The sequence below is a fragment of the Paenibacillus cookii genome, from assembly GCF_018333375.1.
Lineage (GTDB): Bacteria > Bacillota > Bacilli > Paenibacillales > Paenibacillaceae > Paenibacillus_AQ > Paenibacillus_AQ cookii.
Map to the genome: position 1 here is coordinate 141,241 of NZ_BORW01000009.1, position 18,407 is coordinate 159,647.

9 protein-coding genes and 1 pseudogene are annotated in these 18,407 nt (G+C 41.7%); all 10 read right to left on the reverse strand.

The genetic code is table 11. The features are described 5' to 3' along the window. Positions 1–49: 49 nt before the first annotated feature. A complete protein-coding gene (locus KI367_RS11355) occupies positions 50–2,734 on the reverse strand; it encodes a DEAD/DEAH box helicase (RefSeq protein WP_212949689.1) in 2,685 nt (894 codons plus the stop codon). Positions 2,735–2,965: 231 nt separating this feature from the next. Beyond that, positions 2,966–4,249 (reverse strand): reverse transcriptase/maturase family protein, encoded by a 1,284-nt coding sequence (locus KI367_RS11360; protein ID WP_212949691.1) that lies wholly within the window; start codon positions 4,247–4,249, stop codon positions 2,966–2,968. Between the two features lie 324 nt (positions 4,250–4,573). After that, a complete protein-coding gene (gene brxL, locus KI367_RS11365; protein ID WP_212949744.1) occupies positions 4,574–6,595 on the reverse strand; it encodes a protease Lon-related BREX system protein BrxL in 2,022 nt (673 codons plus the stop codon). Between the two features lie 54 nt (positions 6,596–6,649). Further along, entirely contained in the window at positions 6,650–9,172 is a 2,523-nt protein-coding gene (pglZ, locus tag KI367_RS11370) for a BREX-1 system phosphatase PglZ type A (protein WP_212949693.1), read from the reverse strand. A 24-nt stretch (positions 9,173–9,196) separates the two neighbouring features. Beyond that, a complete protein-coding gene (gene pglX, locus KI367_RS11375) occupies positions 9,197–12,805 on the reverse strand; it encodes a BREX-1 system adenine-specific DNA-methyltransferase PglX (protein WP_212949694.1) in 3,609 nt (1,202 codons plus the stop codon). Positions 12,806–12,819: 14 nt separating this feature from the next. Beyond that, positions 12,820–16,431, reverse strand: coding sequence for a BREX system P-loop protein BrxC (gene brxC / locus KI367_RS11380; RefSeq protein WP_212949696.1), 3,612 nt, complete (start codon positions 16,429–16,431; stop codon positions 12,820–12,822). Between the two features lie 12 nt (positions 16,432–16,443). Then, on the reverse strand, positions 16,444–17,022 hold the full coding sequence (locus KI367_RS11385; protein ID WP_212949698.1) for a DUF1788 domain-containing protein: 579 nt from the start codon (positions 17,020–17,022) through the stop codon (positions 16,444–16,446). Positions 17,023–17,024: 2 nt separating this feature from the next. Further along, the gene (locus tag KI367_RS11390; protein ID WP_212949700.1) at positions 17,025–17,627 is read right to left on the reverse strand and encodes a DUF1819 family protein; all 603 of its coding nucleotides are present in this window, start codon (positions 17,625–17,627) and stop codon (positions 17,025–17,027) included. Beyond that, positions 17,624–17,875, reverse strand: a complete 252-nt coding sequence (locus KI367_RS11395) for a helix-turn-helix domain-containing protein (RefSeq protein ID WP_212949702.1) — start codon at positions 17,873–17,875, stop codon at positions 17,624–17,626. The genes KI367_RS11390 and KI367_RS11395 overlap by 4 nt, the downstream gene beginning before the upstream one ends. 123 nt (positions 17,876–17,998) lie before the next feature. Next, positions 17,999–18,400, reverse strand: a pseudogene (locus KI367_RS11400) (DUF6946 family protein); the annotation flags it as partial. Positions 18,401–18,407: the final 7 nt, after the last annotated feature.

Sequence of the window (18,407 nt, forward strand, 5' to 3'; positions counted from 1 at the left end):
TCCCCGTAAGGTCTTTGGCCTCCGCAAGCGGAACAGATTACAGGCATTCTTAATCGATCCCTTCTATCAAAATCTTCAGCAGCATTTTGGCTCCAGGTTTGAACAATTCAATATTCCCTTTACCTGGGAGCTGCACGCAGCTAGGACATCCTTCGGCACAAGGGCAGCTCTCAATAAGTTCAAGAGCCTTTCGAAGCACTTGCGGAAGTTTCTCATAGATCGCTTCGATGGTCCCGAGACCGGACCCGTTCTCGCCATAGAAGCCGATAACAGGTCTATTGGCAAAAGCCGTCATCCCGCTCGCCGAAAACCCTGTAAAATCATTAGCGTCGCAGATAATGAGGTCAGGAATAACCGAAGTCATAGCGTGACCTGCAGCGTGAAGGGAAGCTTCAGCCAATAAGTCGATGGATCTGCCCTCATCCGCTAACTCCTGAATGCCATTTTTCAATTGGCTCCATTGAGAATCCGTTAGTGTAACCCACATTCCTTCCGGAGTGAATCGGGTGACGGACGGATGATCCAATTGAACCTGCTCAGACTCATGCTTCTGTCCGAAGTAAACTTTTTTATAACCGAAGACACTCCGCTTAATCTCCAGTTCACCATAAGCCATATCGATTCCTTCGATGTGTTGCTTCTGATAAGTCTGCATAATATCGATGATATCGCGATAAGTAGATTGAGTGTAATAGGTTAGTTCCTGAATAGGCAATACAATAATTTCACCTTTTCTGCGATTGATAGAGTCTACTCGATAGCCTTTCTCTCCAGGAGTCCAATAGATCGCGCCTTCATAAAAATCACGAAGAGCACTCCACTCATCCAAACTGTCTACTATCGTTTGATTTTGTCCCCGAATGGTTACGCTGTAATTTTTACCAGACATTGATCGAAGACTAAACTTGTCATCAACGGTCGCCTCATCGTTAGCTGTTGCAGCTACTTGCAGTACAGTCTCAATATAATCTTCGAGTAATCCAGGAAACATGTCCTGCAAGTCTTCCTTCGTGACTTCTCTCCCGAGCTCTTCTCTTAGTAACGGGATGTGCATGGCTAACAACTTGTAATTTGTTGGATTAATCCTAACTACCTCGGGAGCTTTATGGATAAATTCAAGCGGGTTACGCATGTAATACTGCTGAAGCGGTTCATCCTGCCAGATCAGTATGGCAACACCCTCGCCTTTGCGGCCAACACGTCCGATCTGTTGGGAGAATGCCGCTTTCGATCCGGGATAACCAACAAGAACGGCGAGACTCAGATCACCGATATCAATCCCGACTTCAAGGGCATTGGTCGTAATAATGACATGAATATCGTGGGACTTGAGCCGCTCAATAATTCGTTTCCGGGTATCATTCGGTAGGATTCCAGTATAAAAAGCCGCGAGTTTCTCTCCGTCCACTTTCTCCTTAGGTAGTCGGAGAGGCTGGCGCAATACGTCTTTGATATAACGGGTAAATACCATCGTCTGGCTGCGAGAAGGCTGAAAAATAATGCTCTTAATCACCTTCTGATCCACAGTCATAATTTGTTTCGCCATCGTAATCGCATCGGTAGAAGGCGCGCGGCGGACTTGTTCGTCGGCAGACATGCCAGGATTCCAGAGGACGATTCCCTTCTTCTGATGGGCGGAACCATCTGTATTAATGAGGTTAAAGCCACTTAGCCCCGTAAGATCCTCTGCTAATCTAGCAGGGTTCTCAATCGTTGCTGAGCTCGTGATAATCTGGATTTTGTGTGCATTACCAAGCTCTCGGCAAACCTTAAGCAGTCGTCTGAGTACTAATGCGACATGACTTCCGAATGTGCCGCGGTACATATGCATCTCATCAAGCACAATAAATCTGAGATTCCGCAGATAATTTCGAATGTGGTGCGCGGTCGCGTACTTCACCTTCTGAACTTGCCCGAGAATGGAGTAATGAATCATATCCGGATTCGTCATCCATACCTGTGCTTTTTCCATGATTCGCTGCCGCGGCCCATTCTCGGTATCCCCATCCAGCCGACCAATATGAATCAGACGATCTCCCAAATGCAACTGGGTCTCAAACCACTCATCCAGGGAAGAAGGATTCTCCGCCTGTAGTAAGCCAAAACGCCTAATTTGATCCAACTGATCATTTGCTAACGCTTTGGTTGGAAATATGTATAACGCACGTTCTTCGGGATGGTTATATAAACGACTAAGAATCGGCAGGTTATAGGACAACGTCTTTCCGGATGAGGTTGAAGTGACCAAGACAACATTAGAACCAGAATGGACTGCATCGGCCGTTTCTGCTTGGTGTGAATATAACTGCTTAATTCCCATTCGATATAAGGCGTCCTTAATGGGCTCCGGTGTAGATTCAGGAATATTTGCAAAAGTTGCCTCTTTGGCAGGAAGTGTATGTACATAAATCTCAGCGGCCTCTTCCTCGGCCAACTTCTTCAGCTTATCCAGTACATCTTCTGATGAAAATTCATGACTTACGACGCCAGGAATTCGGTTATCCTCACATAGTACAAATTCTTCTTTCTCTAGAGGAACGATAGCAAAACAAGACGGACAGTAAATTCCTTCTGCGAATCCTCGGAGATTTTCAATTACGGGAATCCAGTCTGAGCATTTAATCCCGGTTGGCGAATATTCAAGTAATCGTTGCTCCCCAACTTGGCTGATTTTATTGGAAATTTGAATTGCCTTTAGCATATTGGTGCATTCCGAGCATTTCAGAAATGCCATACCTGATCCCTCCATTGCTAATATCTACTGATTAAATTAAAACATAATGATTAGACAATAGGTTGTCATCGAATATACGTTCCTGTGGAATAAAATCCCTTTATTGATAATTCGACAATATAGGCATTAAGTCCTTGTTTATGTAAATTCGCACAAAAAAAGACGACCACTATGATCGTCTTTCATGATTTCTCATTTTTTTTCTTATCATCTGAATGTGTCTTGCCTTAACTACATTAACTCGCTCATCAGGACCGAATATTCGTTCGGCCCTATCCACATAACTAAGGAAGTTCCTTTTTTTAAATCCTTGCTATCCTCATGCTCATGATATCCAAATTTTCGATAGAGGCGTATGCTTTTAATGATTACTTTTGTTTTTGGATCATCTTTGCTTCTCAGAATCTTCTTTATATTTCGATTCAACTTATTATAATACTTCGAAATGGTCTTATCCCTAATAGTTACAGCATTCCCATCAAAAGAAAAACCTAAGTAATCAATTTTCTTTTTTCCTGTCATACATAATAAAGCATCGCGGATTTCAAATGAGTCTATGTTGCCTATACTGCATTCAAAAAGTTGGGTTTTATCAGGCTCCAACACCAATGACGGTGTTGCATGTATGATTGACATCAAGAAGGCAAGTTCTTGTTCCAATGGTAACGCCTTATCTTTTGGAAGGATAACAATAAAATCATCGCTATACCTCATATACATTCCATCTTTGGAAGTAACATATGAATTTATCTTAGCATCGAAGTCAAGCATGTATATATTTGACAACACAGCACTTATTGCCGATCCTTGAGGAATGCCGAACGATTTTTTATTTGGAGTAACCATGTCCTTCTTTAAGGCCTTAAATTTACTCCAAGGTATCGCCAAATCTTGTTTGTTTAGTCGCTTAATTCCAGAAAGATTTAACAAATGCCCATTTTCTTTCAAAAGGTCGGATAATTCCCATGTTGAATATTTAGTGATGTTTTTAAATACCGCATAATAATCGTTAGGAAGCTTATCTTTTTGAAGCAGCTGACACATTCGTTTTTTTAAGTATTGATGGTCAAGGCTGTCGAAAAAGTTTTTAAAGTCCCCGATAACGACATAGCATTCTTTAAGTTCTTTTATTTTGTCAAAAGCCTGTTTAGCAAAATGAATATTATTCATGTGCAGATTGTTGCGATACGCAATCGAGCATTGATCAAGACCGTCAATAGATACTCTTTTGTTATATTCTTCATTTAATAGATAAGCGTAGTACTGATAGATATACCGATCCTTGTGTGCGGAATAACAAATTTCACGGTTTTTGGTACTCTTACCTTTGGATTTACTATACTTCGTAATTTTCAATGTATGGTGGATAAAAGGAAGAAATCCATGAGTTTTTATTTTTAGTGGATCAGAGATATAATCCCATGCTTCATTAATGGTTATTTTTCTATCGAAATGGGCATAGCCTCGGAATTTCACCTTTTTCTTCCACTCATCCACAGTCATAAATTCCCCCATAAAGTGCAATACCTGCCAACACGGGGGGGTAGCATCCCTAAGTTGGCAGGTATGATGTAATTGTATTGCAGCCACCCGTACATTACGCATGAACAACTATGCTATGATAGTTGAGGAGGCGTGTTCAATGTGGAGTGCTTGTTGGTTGATGTGTGAGTTCGTGTCCACCAGTGAACTATGTCAGTGTGTCTTGTGCGTGCTACTGCTCGCCAGACCCTTGACTTCAATCTCCAACCCTTACAGCAGGTCTGCAAGGCAAAATTATAATATCATAGTTTCATAGATTTGGCAAACTAAAATTCGACAAAATATTGTGTCACTTGTTCACTCTACCCCTAATGCCTTAAATACGGCATCTTCCGCACTCTGGTAGAAAATAATATTAAAGCAACCAATCAATTCGGACGGGACAGATCCAAGGTCAACCGCAGACGTTATCGGGATCAAGACCTTTTTTGCCCCGCTGTCCAAACAAACTTGTAAAGTGTTTGCCAGTTCTTCGACTTTCATAATGGTGCCGCCGATACTTAAATCGCCCAGTACTACAGATGAACTTAGAGCAGGCTTATTCAAAGCCACAGAACAAATTGCCACTAAAGCCGGTAAGGTCAGATGTTTCGTCATTCCAATACCGTTCATATCTTGTACATGCAAGAGGTAATCCTTTGTCGTCGTGCTAATTGAACCGCTGATGTTCTTGCCATTCGCTTTCAAATAGCGGTACGCCGTATCCACAGCTTCCCTGGCTTCACGATCCGATCCAAGACCGGTTTTCTCAAATTTCCCGGAACCGGAGGTCATTTGCATCTCCAATTTGTAGACACCAATCATGCCAGACTTTCCATGCGAGACCGTGTAAATATGTCCGGGCTTGCCCATACCCTCTGGGATTAGTTTGCCGCCGCCCTGTTCCGGAACAGGAACAAATTCCTCATTAAAAGTTTCATGATCAATATAAGAAAAATTCACATCGTAGAATTCCATGCCGCCGATCTTTTTCAACTGTTCTTTTACTCTTCGGCGCATTTCCAAGGCGAATCTCAAAATTTCTTCAACATGATCTTTAGTGAATTGACCGTTAGGATAAATCAACTTGATTAGCCCGGACACCGTCTTTTTCACTGCAATGACATCGCGCTGATTCAAATTGTTTCCGAGCTTGAAGTACTTTTCGTATGCATCGCCATACGATATCTTCCGAAGCTCTCGCATGATTTCCGCAAAGTAATCCGTAATAAAACCATAGTCATCGGTAAAATATTCGGGGCGATATTTAGGAATTTCCCAACCAGGGATATAGCAATGGATACGATCCAAGAAAGCAGAGTCGTTAGCTATTGTATCCGGGAACGGGTCAAAGAGATGTGACGTTTTTAGGACAACATCAACACTTTGATTAATATTTCCGACAAACGTCATGGATGCATAAGCGTTCTTTTCTTCCTTGCCCCTTGCGAACGAACCGGAAGCCATATAGTCCTTCATAATTTGAACGCCGTCTTGATCCTTAAACTTGATCCCCGCAACTTCATCGAAAGCGACACAATCCCATAAACCAACCAGCCCTACTGTCTTATTGCTCATGTTATAAAATAAATTGGCCACAGTAGTCTGACCGCCGGAAACGAGAATGCTATTGGGACTGATTTCCTTGTAAATATGCGACTTTCCCGTTCCTCTCGGACCGAGTTCACAGAGGTTATAGTTGTTTTCGATTAAAGGAATCAATCTAGCCAAATGCAGCCATTTTACCCGCTTACTAAACTGAGAGGGCTCCATCCCAGTGCTTCTAAGAACAAGATCAATCCATTCGTCGTCGGTGAAATTTGCTCTCGCTGCCTTGACCTCCTCAATATCTAAACTTGGCATCTGTATGGGTGTCAGCTTACGGATAATGAACGGGCACCGATTTTTGTCGGCTTCATCATAAAAATATTCCAACTGGACAATACACCAAATACCCCCGCAGAGTAGTCGCTCATAGTCGGAAACGTATGTTTCTGCAATAGGAACCCCTTTAATTCCGAGATTGGAAAATTCGGATTCATAGACGTCATTCTTATAATTTAATTTGACAGATACCTTATCAATCACAGTATAACTGCCACGCTCGCGCAGCTTGGAAATAATCTTCTGCGCTTCATCCGGACGCACATAATTTTCGGCCAAGATTTGCTTTACATTGACTACCCCTGCTTCGATCTCCTCTTCATCCATAGATGAACAGTACATCCCGAGCAAATATTCCAATACATAAACTGGTACGTTGGCTCCTTCTTTGATTCTCTTGGTCAGGTCTTTCCTTACAATTTTCCCAGAGAAATAGGTTTTCAGCTTTTCAATCATTTCTGATTGGCCTTCCGTCCCATGTTGAACGTCGTCGCTCACATGATCACCGTCCTACACATTAAATCCAAAGTCATTCGCAAAGGCAATATCTATCATTACCTCATGGCGAAGGACTTCCAAGTCATTTGTTTCATCAAAAGCGACAAGATAATACCGCTTCGACTTATCGTACTGTTTATTTTTAAAGTTAAATCGAAGGCGGAACATTCGTTTCTGCGGATCAGCGTCTTTTTTATCAGCAATATAAATGTTCTCGTTAGAAATCTTTTCGTTGTCTTCGGATATGAATAAAATCTTAAAACTTGTTCCCTTTAAGACATCACTAATCGGCTCGTTCTGAATGAAGTCAAGTGTCGTAATCAGGTTCGTAATTTTCTGGACCATACTGATCAGCGCAATCTGAACGGTACGAGTTTCTTTATGCCCTTTTTCCGTTTTAATATCCAACACTGGAACAATCATTTCCTGTGGAGATGATCCTCCGTGTACATAGTTCTGACCACCGCCAGCTACCTTGAACACATTAGAACTGATCGGGAAAGACACCACCTTGGTATCATGATTGCCAAGTATTCTACTTAAGGGTACAGAACCAATGCCATCCCCCTGAATTTCCTTATCGGATACAATAAATCGACGGTTAATAAACGAACCTTTCTCCGCGCTATTGGCAAGCTTATCACTTTCCTGCAGCTTGTCACGCTTGTAGATAAAACCGTGATCCGCGGTGACGATATAATGAGTAGCACTAACGTGATCCGTGAGTTGTCGAATCAGATCATGAATTTCATTTATAGCTTCCTCACAAGCAATAAAAACCTCATTCTCTGTATTGGCTTTATCACCGCGGGCATCAATTTGATTATGATAAATATAAATGACTTCCATCCCCACAAATAACTGGCGGATAGCATCCCTTTTCATCGCTTTGAGGTCGTCATATTGAATGCAGCGGCTGTTTGGATTATAGCGTTGCAGCACACCTTCACGTTGTTTCAGATCATCACAAGATGCGCCATCAACCAGTACACGGTAATCATCCGTCATTTCCAAAGCTCTATGTGGCAGAAGTGCAGCCATACCAAGTCTTGTGTAGGACGGCAGCACACTAAGCATGGCTTCGAGCTTGGCTGAGCATTTCTCATCATCCTGTAATCTCGCCCAAAGCGTACGGCCTGTCTCATAGCGCATGGCATCAGATATGATGACGACGACACGCTCCTTACTGTTACGAATATACTTGGAATAGAAATCTCTTTGCAGCGGCAGTACCGTCATCGATTCATCGTTAATAATAGCCGCATTCCACTTGGGGATGATTTCGGCCAGGTATTCATTGGTATAGATGTTCTCGATCAGATCGCGCAGGCGTTCAAAAGCAGTACTATCTTTGAGCTTGTCGAAACAAGAATAGAAATTTCGATAATGGGTATCAATGAGGTAATCTGACTCACGGTATTGATTGACAATCCCTATGAAATCATCGGGACAGTTATAATTTGCTTGAAGAATCAGGTAATAGGCATGTTCCAAAAGCTGATACTGTTCTTTGTAGGTTTCTCCAAAATGCATTTTGCTTCGCTCCTGGCATACCATCGGGATGGTCATGCCATTCAGCTTAGCACCGGTATCCTCAGCCAGGAGCCGTTCGGTGATCCAGTGGATGATCATTCGGTCAATAAAAGCAAATGTATCGCATCGCAACAAATCTTCCGGACTTACAGCTTCCAACGCGGAAGCAGCATTCAATCCTACGGCCACATACTCGGAAAGCTCGTTATATCTGCCGCGGTAAAGCAGGCTATTCATCAGATTATCCAAGAAAGCAATGATATTGCCGGACTTATAAGATACAAAGCTCTTCCAGGCCTTAGGAAGCTCAGCATCCATATATCGCTCCATGTAGGTCACGAACATGGTAACGACAAGTTTCTCAACCGTCGGTTTCACATCCGTGTAGCCAAATTGATCTTCGCAAAGCCTCCAGAAAGCAGGAAGGAGATCGTATTTCTCAAATTCTGCAAGAAATTTGTTATCTTCCAAATCAGCATCAGTCAAAACGACACGAACAACTTCCTCAAAGGAAGCTGTTCGTGTCTTACAGAGTACGCTCATCAGTGCTATTTCGATCGTATCTCTGGTAAAATTCTCAATCTCAAGATCATAAAATCGTTGGGTTCTGTCTTTTGCCCCAAAGAACTTGATGTATTTCTGAATGAGTGGCTTATACTTCTCATCAATTCCAAGATCAACGGTGAGCAGAGAAGCGCGATCTGCAAAGAATTCTTTGGAATACTTGATGGTATCAGCCAGATGATTATCCCGAACCGGCGGCTTGGGGAACGGTGCATAAATCAAATAATTCGTCGTTCGATCCAACCGTTCCAGAAAGTATTTTGTATAGAACTGGTTGTCCGGTTCCAAGTGATACACCTTGGCATTAGTCATTTGCAATGTATGAATATCGTCAGCAAATTCAGCCTTATCGTCGTACCAGAATACCAGCTTGCGGGTATCGCCAGTGAACTCAGCATTCAGCTTGTCGGCAATCTGTTTCAAATTCAGTTCTGCCATCCGACCCGCCCCTTTCGTGGTTCATCAAATCTTCGCCAGCACATCCAGCTTCTTGCCGTCTATACCTGTCTGTACTTTATCATAATTGACTTTCACACCATCGTCCAGATCAATGGAAATACGTGCAAGAGCCAGGTGGGCGATCTTCTCGTCATATTCCTTTGTTTCTTTCAGCTGCCTTGTCAGTTTTTCTTTCCGTTTGGTTGCCGCGGCCACTTCTCGTGCATTATTGCTGTTGTCAATCGTGTCCTGCATCCGCGCGATCTCGCTCTCATAGACACGCTGCATTCGGTGAAGATAGTCAATACGCAAATTGCCGATTGTATCCTCGTTATAACGGTGCATGTAGATCAAGGCCTTGAAGCCGTCTTCTTTTCCACTGTCAAAGAGCCAGTAGATCGGACGCTTTTGATAAATCTTGCAATGATCTTTAAAGAAATCTTTCAAGAAGTAATTCCGTATGACCTCTCTAGAAGTATTACCTTTGTTGCCAAGTGCTTTGGCGATGAAGTCCAGATTTTCTTCCAATGTATCCGATCCAAATGATTTTTTCAGGAACGCGCAGAACAAGCCAACAATATCATCTTCAAAGTATTGTTCATACGTTATCGGAATAACATTGTCCTTATCCGGGATGAAGGTGCTGTATTTGCTATCATCCCATTCGCCACCAGCATAGGCCAATCCTTCTACATCAAGACTGTAACGGCCAAACATACAGCCGACGGCATAGGAAAGAAAGGAGCGAACGTCACGACTTAGATCGGCTTTGCTGATTGTTATGTCTTTGTCTTCAATTTCCGGAATCAGTTCGCCTTCTAGATCGTAAATTTCAATAAAAATGCTATTCAGTTCTTCTTCGTTAGCCTTTAACAGTTCAAACTGATTATTAGTAAATTGTTCCCATGCAGCATAGGCATCCGTAAGACGGTTGTTAAAAGTCTTATAGGATAAAAATGGATGGCGAGAAAAATCCCAGCTAATTTCAAACGAATCCCAGTCCATTCGAGAAATGCCAATATTGATTCTAGTTATTCTTTCAACTATCGGTTTGTACTTTTCATCAATTCGGATAGGTATCTTTTTTAGATATCCTGACTCAAATCCCAGTGTTGGAGATAAAACAGCCAAAATGTATTGAACTATCTTTGTGTTAAGCAAACCTGTTAAATAATCCAAATTATCAGTTGTATCAGGCACAATAGATTGTCCACTGTTGCTAAACATGAATCCCTTATAGTACCGCCTAAAAGATGTTGAAGCAGAAGATATTACTGTCCATGTAATTCCTTCCTTAAAGTATGAGGAAATATTTGTTATAGTTCTTGTTATTGAATTATATTTTTGAATTGCTAATTCTTTCATTTCTTCTCCATCATTGTACCAATTGACCACTTCAATATTATTACCATAGTACTTTCGAAATTCTCCCCCATGATTGAGAGGAAACCATTTTTTTTGGGATTTTAAAGCACTTTCTACTGACTCGATTCCAAATCCAATGTTAGAAATAGCTACTTCATACCAATTTCTAATAAAATAATCATTATTGAGTGTTTTCATTCCTTGACGTGGATTTGCTATTTGTTCCAAAGGAGTTCCGAGTGTAAATAAATCTTTATTCTTTACCCAATATGCTATTGGCATTCCGGGAATTGAGGTAAAATCCTCCTGCTTTGCCAAGAAATATCCCGTTCCATTAAAAAACATTCTTTCTTTTTCTTCAACTGAATCCACTGCACCTTGCCTTAAATACAATTTTCGATAAACACCACGGTAGTATGGTATTCTCATTTTACTAATTACAAATGCAGTTGTTCCAAAATCAGACCCAAAAACACCTCTACCGAAATGAACCATATTGATGAAACAATTGGACGAAATGATATTTTCTCTTAATTTTTCATAACTCGATAAAAACATCCACACAGGAATATTTATCATTGAAATCATACCTGTTGGTTTACACATATTAAGTGCTCTTTCCATAAAAACCGTGCTCATATCGGATTTCGTATCGGAATATTTTTCCTTAACAAAATCTGAAAGTTTAACCCCCATCCCATTAGCTCCCATGTAAGGCGGATTCGTTACAACCACATCATATTTCTGCGCCATTACAACAGCAATCTTCAACAACTGACGTAATTGCTTCTGGGTCTCCTCCAAGCCAATGGTTTCCAACGTCATTTGCCCATTAATATCCACTTTCTCGATAAAATGATAAAGAAGCTCCCAATTTAGGTTAACAAAGTTCAGGATGGATCCATACTCTTTGGCATCACACAGTGTATCCAGCAAATATTCCAACTGGCTCATGGCAGTATTTCGATCCGGCTCACTAATACCTTGTCCAAAATATTTAAGCTGTGCACGATTAATCCCATTACTTTCCTGAATCGCATAGACGTTGCATCTGGTTTCACCATTTAGAATACGGCGGTTGTATTGTCTACCTTTCATCATCACAGCAAAATAAGCCAGTTGATAAGCACGATTGTCTATATCCAAACCATATAAATTGTTTTCTAGGATACTTTTTGCAGCATCACGCTGGCTGTATCCATAGCTCTTATAAATTTGCATAAGTACATCAAAAGCGTATACCAGAATATGGCCGCTGCCCATGCATGGATCAATGACCTTGATATCTTCCGGCTTGATGTTCTTGTACACTTCCCGGACCGCATCCAGTTGCGCCTGAACTTCCGGCTCCTGCTCAGCCTCGTCTAAATAGTACCTCCAATTCGCCTTTAGTTGGTCATTCGGGTGACCTTCAATCCAAAGACGACCCAAGCTGTTCTCAACCATATAACGAACAATCCAGTCAGGGGTAAATAGCTGAGTAGCCGCGGGAATACGTTCCTTCGTAATCTTGACGTTCTTCTTCAGCAAGGCGAAGGTTTCGTCTTTCGGCTCGGTATTGTAGTACTGATATAGCCAGCCAATGATCTCGACCTGACCCTCTTTTTCCACATTGAAGTCATCCTCAGGAATGTCGTGAACCAAACGATAGACAACGCCATCCTTGTCGGTAAAAGACACGTTCATCAGAATTTCGGTATAGTCGTTGGTTTTCTCAAATAACTCCGGCAGTATAGCATTCAAGGCATTGCACTGTTTGATAAATAGCATCCGGAAAAGCTCATCCAGCTTATTCTCATTTTTCAGCTGAATGATTCGATCTTTCTCAAAAGGCGTATAATCCAGGTCTGCATCAAAAGGAGAAGTCACCAAGTCCGGTTCGATCTTGGAACTGCTCTCCGAAGATAAAACCCTGATTCTAGACGGTAAATAATCGTTCACTTCCATAAACCGCACAGCAATGAGGCGGTTAAACCATGTATAGGCAACCTCTTCAATGACGCTATTATAAGCAGTTTTATAATCAGACTGTTTTTCTTTTTTTTGTATAAGATCAACCAGTTGTTTGCGTTGTGCAATTTCCACACCGGTGATCGAATAAGGTTCCATTGCCCCAATGTCAAAAAACTGAACATCTTTCGTTGATTGCGGGAGGGGATTCTTAATCCCCTTCTCCGTAACTCCCATTAGTCCTGCCTTGTATGTGATCTCTGCAATGAGCTTCTTTCTTGCCCATATGGCAAAGTTTTTAATTGCGGTCTTATTCATCTGCAGTGTCTCCCTTAGAACTCAATATTGATGATGGTATCTGCGTCCAACTCTTTCAGAATCCGTTCCTTAAGCGCGGCTATATATTTGTCAACATCTTGCGGGGTTTCAATCTGCCAAGAAGCGGCAAGGTTCACACTCTTAATACTAATGTTCTTTCTTTTCTTAATCTTCGGGTGGGGTATAGGCTCTGGATTCACAGTGCTGCTTTGATTATATTTTCCACTTTCCTCCTTAACCTTGTCGCGTGCAATTTGCTCATCTTTCTTTGATAATTCATTCAGCAGCCGAACTTTCAATGCGTCGGCTTCCACCTTAATATTCTGCATAGTCGCGACATTGTTGCATGTTCTCGCCTTTTCCATAATTTCAAGGAAAAGCTGATGGAAGCGGTTAGTAAATTGGTCCTTGTATTCCTTTGTATCCAATACATCAAATACTCGTTTCCGGGCATCTTCTATCGCCGCGATCACGGGAGCTTCCATATCCTGCAATAATTTCGCATAAAGCTCTGTAAATTGATCCAATAATACAGGCAATTTAGGAATTTCACTATAAGGAGATTCTTTTTTCAGGATCGCTTTAATTTCATTAACAACTTGTTCGACTTTTTCATCTACGATAAATGTCTTACTTTCCTCATAAATTTTCATTAAGTTCAAAGCTTTCTCAAATACTTTCTTTTGTTCCCCGTCAAAGAATAATTTGACCGGTTCGTAGTCTTCAGCAAAGTCAAGGTAATCGTCCCGGTCTGCTTGCAGCTTCTTGAAAAACTCTGCCGGGGACTGAATCTGAAGAATGGCACGAAGCAAGTTTTTTCCGAAAGCGACAACCTTCTGTCCAGGGAATGACTTTGCCTGGTACATGATTTCAAATTTATCCAGCTCATTCAATATATCCCTGCTGTACTTCTGGAAACTCTGCATCATGGCATCATCATCTTCATTGACGCTGGAGGCGCCGAATAATTCCTTCATGACTTCGCGAACAGCTTTCTTTTGGCTGTCGGATGCTTTCTCTCTTCGCTCTGTCAACAGCTTTTCAACAAATTCTCTCTTGGTGACGTAGTTGATAATTTCTTCATGCGATTTATTCAGCAAGGTCACACTTGTTCCATTAACGGTAAACGAGATATCGCCGTTCTTGAATAGTTTGGCGACGAGCCATTCCACATCATCCTCCACGAAACCATACGGTGCCTTCATAAAACGATCCATCAAACTCTTCATGGATGTCTTCATGTGCATGGAAGAATTATTGGAAATAAAACTAAGCATATCGTTTAAGGCATGGACATTCGGTTGCGTAGCGCCCTCCAGAGTGAGGGTAAGCTGGTTTGCACTCTTGAACAAGGCCCGAATATTGGCTTCACCCATGGGAGTGTCAATGTACGAAAGTTTATGATATACAGTGGATACGAGGCGTCCCAGTGCATCGTTGATTCTTGCCGTTACGTCTTTTGAAGAAATCTGAGCTTTATCCCCATTCACATAAATCTCAGCATTCTTCAAGGATTCGATCAAAAATAACTTGGCGTTTCCATTTCTCTCCCGCATCTCAACACGCTTGGCTTCCTTGATCTGTTCGAATTTCGTCAGTGTGCTGGAGGTGTTAAGGCGTAAATACTTCTCGATTTTCAGAGCACTCCTGATTTCATCCAGAAAGGCTGAATCATTGGGGAGTACGACAAGAATTTCCCTCCCCTGTCCTGAGATCATGCGCAAGGTAGTTTCATCGGTGCTGTAGTCAGTACTCGGAGTGAGTACTCTTATGCCGATATCGTAGCTCTGGTTCGATTTATAAGGACGATCATCCACAAATCGGTTGTAGGCAAAGTTATACCTGCCATTAAAGGCCGGGTAACGATATTTTTCACCTTTGAATATGTCATCAAAGATGAGCTCCGAAACTTTGCCAATGACTTCGGCCATCTCCACATTCTGGCTCTCAATTTCACGGTTGATCTCCTGTTCTTCATTGGTCAAGAACACATAGATATCGCCAGTCTTCTGAATCAATGTTTGATTGGCGAGAATTTTCAATGCTTCCTCTACTTGCTTTTTCAATTTCATTCTATCGGTATCAATATCTGCGATCATTAAACTGGTAATATTATCAATGTTGGCTTTAATCTCTTTGACGTATTTGATCATGAACAGCGTTTTCAGTACGTTAACAGCAAAACAGTCATCCAGCTTGTCGGGGTTAATATAATCGTTATCCATTGCGCGGCTAATGACACCCTTATGACTGTGATCCAGGAATTGATGCAGCGCATCGTAGAACATATTAAAGGGGATCAATGTACCGGCTGGACGATCCATCAGTTTTACCGCCGATTCCTTAAACAACGCAATCATGGAACGCTCGCCTTCAGCCAAATGCTTGCCCGAAGCCCCATGAGTTCTGATGGAGGTCAGGACGCTGCCCAGCAAATTGAACTGGTAAGGCACAAAAGGATAAACGGCTGCAAAGTCGCAGTCGTCTGCGTACAGTTTCTTTTCTATACCGTCATTGAACACAATCAGGTTTTTGATAATGGTAGCTTTCTGTTCATACAGCAATCTTAGCGTCTGCTCAGCTGTCGTATTTTTATCCAAAATTCTCTTCTTGATCACCTCATCGACATTGGCTGAAGAAAGAGACAGACGGGTATCGAATCGTCCTTGAATCTTGGAGAAGTCGTTCCCCTTCGTCTTGGTAATGGAATCAATGTCCTGTTGGCTGGTAACGACAATCCAAACCTTGCCCTTGCAAGCCGTCCCCAGATCCTCGGTTACCGTTTGCAAATTAAGCATCAGCTTGGAGTCATCCCCTATGTACTGGCCGATCTCATCCACCAGGAATACAATGTGATGATTATTTCCCTTCCGGTCGATATATTCTTTCACCAGACGTGCAAAATTTTCAATGCTAATGGAGTACGGTTCCGTCGCTTTCTCGCACCAGTTTCGAGCAGCAACCTCGCTCATAAAGCCCATTTCAGCCAATACTTCCACTATGCTGTCTTGAATAAAATCAAACTTATGTCGGGATTCTTCCCATGGCTTGCCGAAATTCTTTTGAAATAGGTTCTTAAATTCTTCATAGCGGTCTTCTTCTACAAGTTGTCTTTCCAAATCTGCCAGAAATGGAATGGAGCCGCAAAACCCTTGCATTTCGTTAAATACCTTAAGAAATACGGAGACTATGGCATCTTTGGACTGTTTTCCGGTCATTTCACTCTTGGAATCGATATTGAAAAGAACGACATCCGTTGGCACACTAGCAGCAAGTTTCATGTCTGCCAGTACCATTGGGTCAGCAATTTTATTATCTTCTATGAAGTAATCAAGTGCTTTCTTTCCTTGCACTTCCTTATTACTGAGCAAGTACGAAAGGATTTTCAGAAAGTGAGATTTACCACTGCCAAAAAAGCCAGAAATCCATACACCCATTTTATCGGTGTACCCGTTAATCCCTTTCTTATAACTGGAGAAGAAATCCGCAAAGTGCTTTTGTAGTTCTCTTGTCACAACGTATTCTTCAAGTTCTTGCTTAATATTTTCTTCATCGCCTTGACCAACTTTGATGACACCCTTAATATCCCGATCGATTTCTCTAACGAACATTTCCTTGATCTTCATACCATCAGCTCCCTAATCAACAAGCCTGAATGCTCTGTAGTAATTATCGTCTTTAATTTCCGAAAACAGGATTAATTCCTGTCCATCATACTTACCCGGGTAAAACATAACCACCGGCACATGATCAATTGCCTGATGAAGATTATTCAACACCTTATGTGACCTTAGCAATGGATAGCATTTCCCGATTCCGGTTAAGAAGACCACGGCTTCCTGCGGGGTACGTTCTTGAATATATTGAACGATTAGACTGGCATCATCATTGATCTGGAGGAGATTTCCGACTGATTTTACGATTCGTTCAAGCCCTTTTTTCTTTTCGAACATAAAACACTGTTCCATGAAGCCTTCCTGCTCAAGAATGTCAATGATGATATCGTAGAGGTCAAAAACAACCAGTTCAAAACCATCGATTGCTTTGGAATTTTTAGCCTTCATGTACTCGATTCGTTCCCTGACAATCAGTTCTTTCTCCGCCGGATAATCGAATACATAGTAACCTACTTCATTGCCAAGCCCTTTGTTCTGGCGAAAACTTGGCATGCGGATCATTCGTTCCGCTATATCTAATCTTTCTTCCAAGCTGGCCATTCTTATCTCACCCCTGTCAGGGCATGAACCATCAATTCCATGCCTTTATCCCTCAGATGTTGTTCCAGCGTCTTATCTAATATTGGTTTCAGAATCTTTCTGATCCCGGATGCACGATCTGTTAAACCGGCTTCCATCAACATTGTCTTATAACAGGTGCCCAGTCTCTTAAGGGTGTAATCGGTCCATTTTGCAACTTTCTCACTTTGCAGTTGCTTGTTATTGAAGAAAATTCTGATGTCACTGTCAGCCAGTTCATCGCTTCCAATAATCAGCTTTTCCCGGTAAACCTCATAAACGAAATCGAAGAATAAGCTGTCTGTCTTCATTATTGCAATGAGGTTGATGATTTTCTGCGTTGCTATATCACTTTGTTCAAAAAGCGAATAAAATGACTGATCTAAACTTTTTACCCGATTGGACACTGTATTAAATATTTGTATTGCCCTATCTTGTGTGGGAGCCGCGAATAGATTTTCTTCTAAATTTAGCACTTTAATCTCTTTCAACGTTTTCCCCTGATTGATCAGGTTTATCACCTTACAAAACTCAGAAAACCAGAACGAAAGCTTCACCATTCCTGCACTGTATTCTTGTTTTCTCATCCTTTGTCACCATTCAGTGCAACATGTGCGACAGCTTCATTCTCCGGTTTATTCACAACCTCCACGATATCCCCGATATCGCAAGCCAATGAACGGCAAATCTTAACAAGAACCTCCATAGAAACAAATTCATTGTTCGAGAGTTTCGTCAAGGTATTGGGACTGATTCCGGTCATTCTCCGTAATTCTGTTCTCTTCATTCCTTTATCAATCAACAACTTGAAAAGCTTGTTGTAACATACATCCATAATTTATACACCCTTTTATACATACTTTAAGAGCCTACAAGTTACAGAATACCACATGTTATAGGTTCTTAATAGTTATGTATAAGAAATTGCGATTTTTTATCAATCTTAAGCAATGGTTGCTTAAAATGGTGAATTGTTTGCTTTCTCGCTTACCCATGCAAAGGATAGCTCAACCTCATGAATACGGACAGAAGGGGTGAGTTGGTTAGTTTGGCCTTGCAACCCGAATAGACGGACGAAATTTACATAATCCTCTAGCCATGCGGAGGCCGGACTAAAAGAGTGAACCAGCATGATTGCCTTCTTGGCATTCAGATTCATAGCTTCCAACAAGGCCGAAGCGGTACGATGAAGCAGCTGATATCGAATGGAATCCAAATTTACGGAATCCTCAAGCTGCAGGGTTTCTCTAAGAAAAGCGAGCCTCTTTCTCTTGCCGTCGCTCGCTTGCTCCAGCCAGTCCTTCACCAGTTCTCCGAAAGGCTCTTCCACTTTTCCTTCCACCATGATAACAACCAAATCTCGATCG

Bases quoted from the DNA above. Each gene is read 5' to 3' on its own strand.
- KI367_RS11355 (WP_212949689.1), bottom strand. From the start codon at position 2,734: ATGGCATTTCTGAAATGCTCGGAATGCACCAATATGCTAAAGGCAATT.
- KI367_RS11385 (WP_212949698.1), bottom strand. From the start codon at position 17,022: ATGGCCAGCTTGGAAGAAAGATTAGATATAGCGGAACGAATGATCCGC.
- brxC (WP_212949696.1), bottom strand. From the start codon at position 16,431: ATGAAGATCAAGGAAATGTTCGTTAGAGAAATCGATCGGGATATTAAG.
- KI367_RS11360 (WP_212949691.1), bottom strand. From the start codon at position 4,249: ATGGGGGAATTTATGACTGTGGATGAGTGGAAGAAAAAGGTGAAATTC.
- KI367_RS11395 (WP_212949702.1), bottom strand. From the start codon at position 17,875: ATGGATGTATGTTACAACAAGCTTTTCAAGTTGTTGATTGATAAAGGA.
- KI367_RS11390 (WP_212949700.1), bottom strand. From the start codon at position 17,627: ATGAGAAAACAAGAATACAGTGCAGGAATGGTGAAGCTTTCGTTCTGG.
- brxL (WP_212949744.1), bottom strand. From the start codon at position 6,595: ATGATTGAAAAGCTGAAAACCTATTTCTCTGGGAAAATTGTAAGGAAA.
- pglZ (WP_212949693.1), bottom strand. From the start codon at position 9,172: ATGGCAGAACTGAATTTGAAACAGATTGCCGACAAGCTGAATGCTGAG.
- pglX (WP_212949694.1), bottom strand. From the start codon at position 12,805: ATGAATAAGACCGCAATTAAAAACTTTGCCATATGGGCAAGAAAGAAG.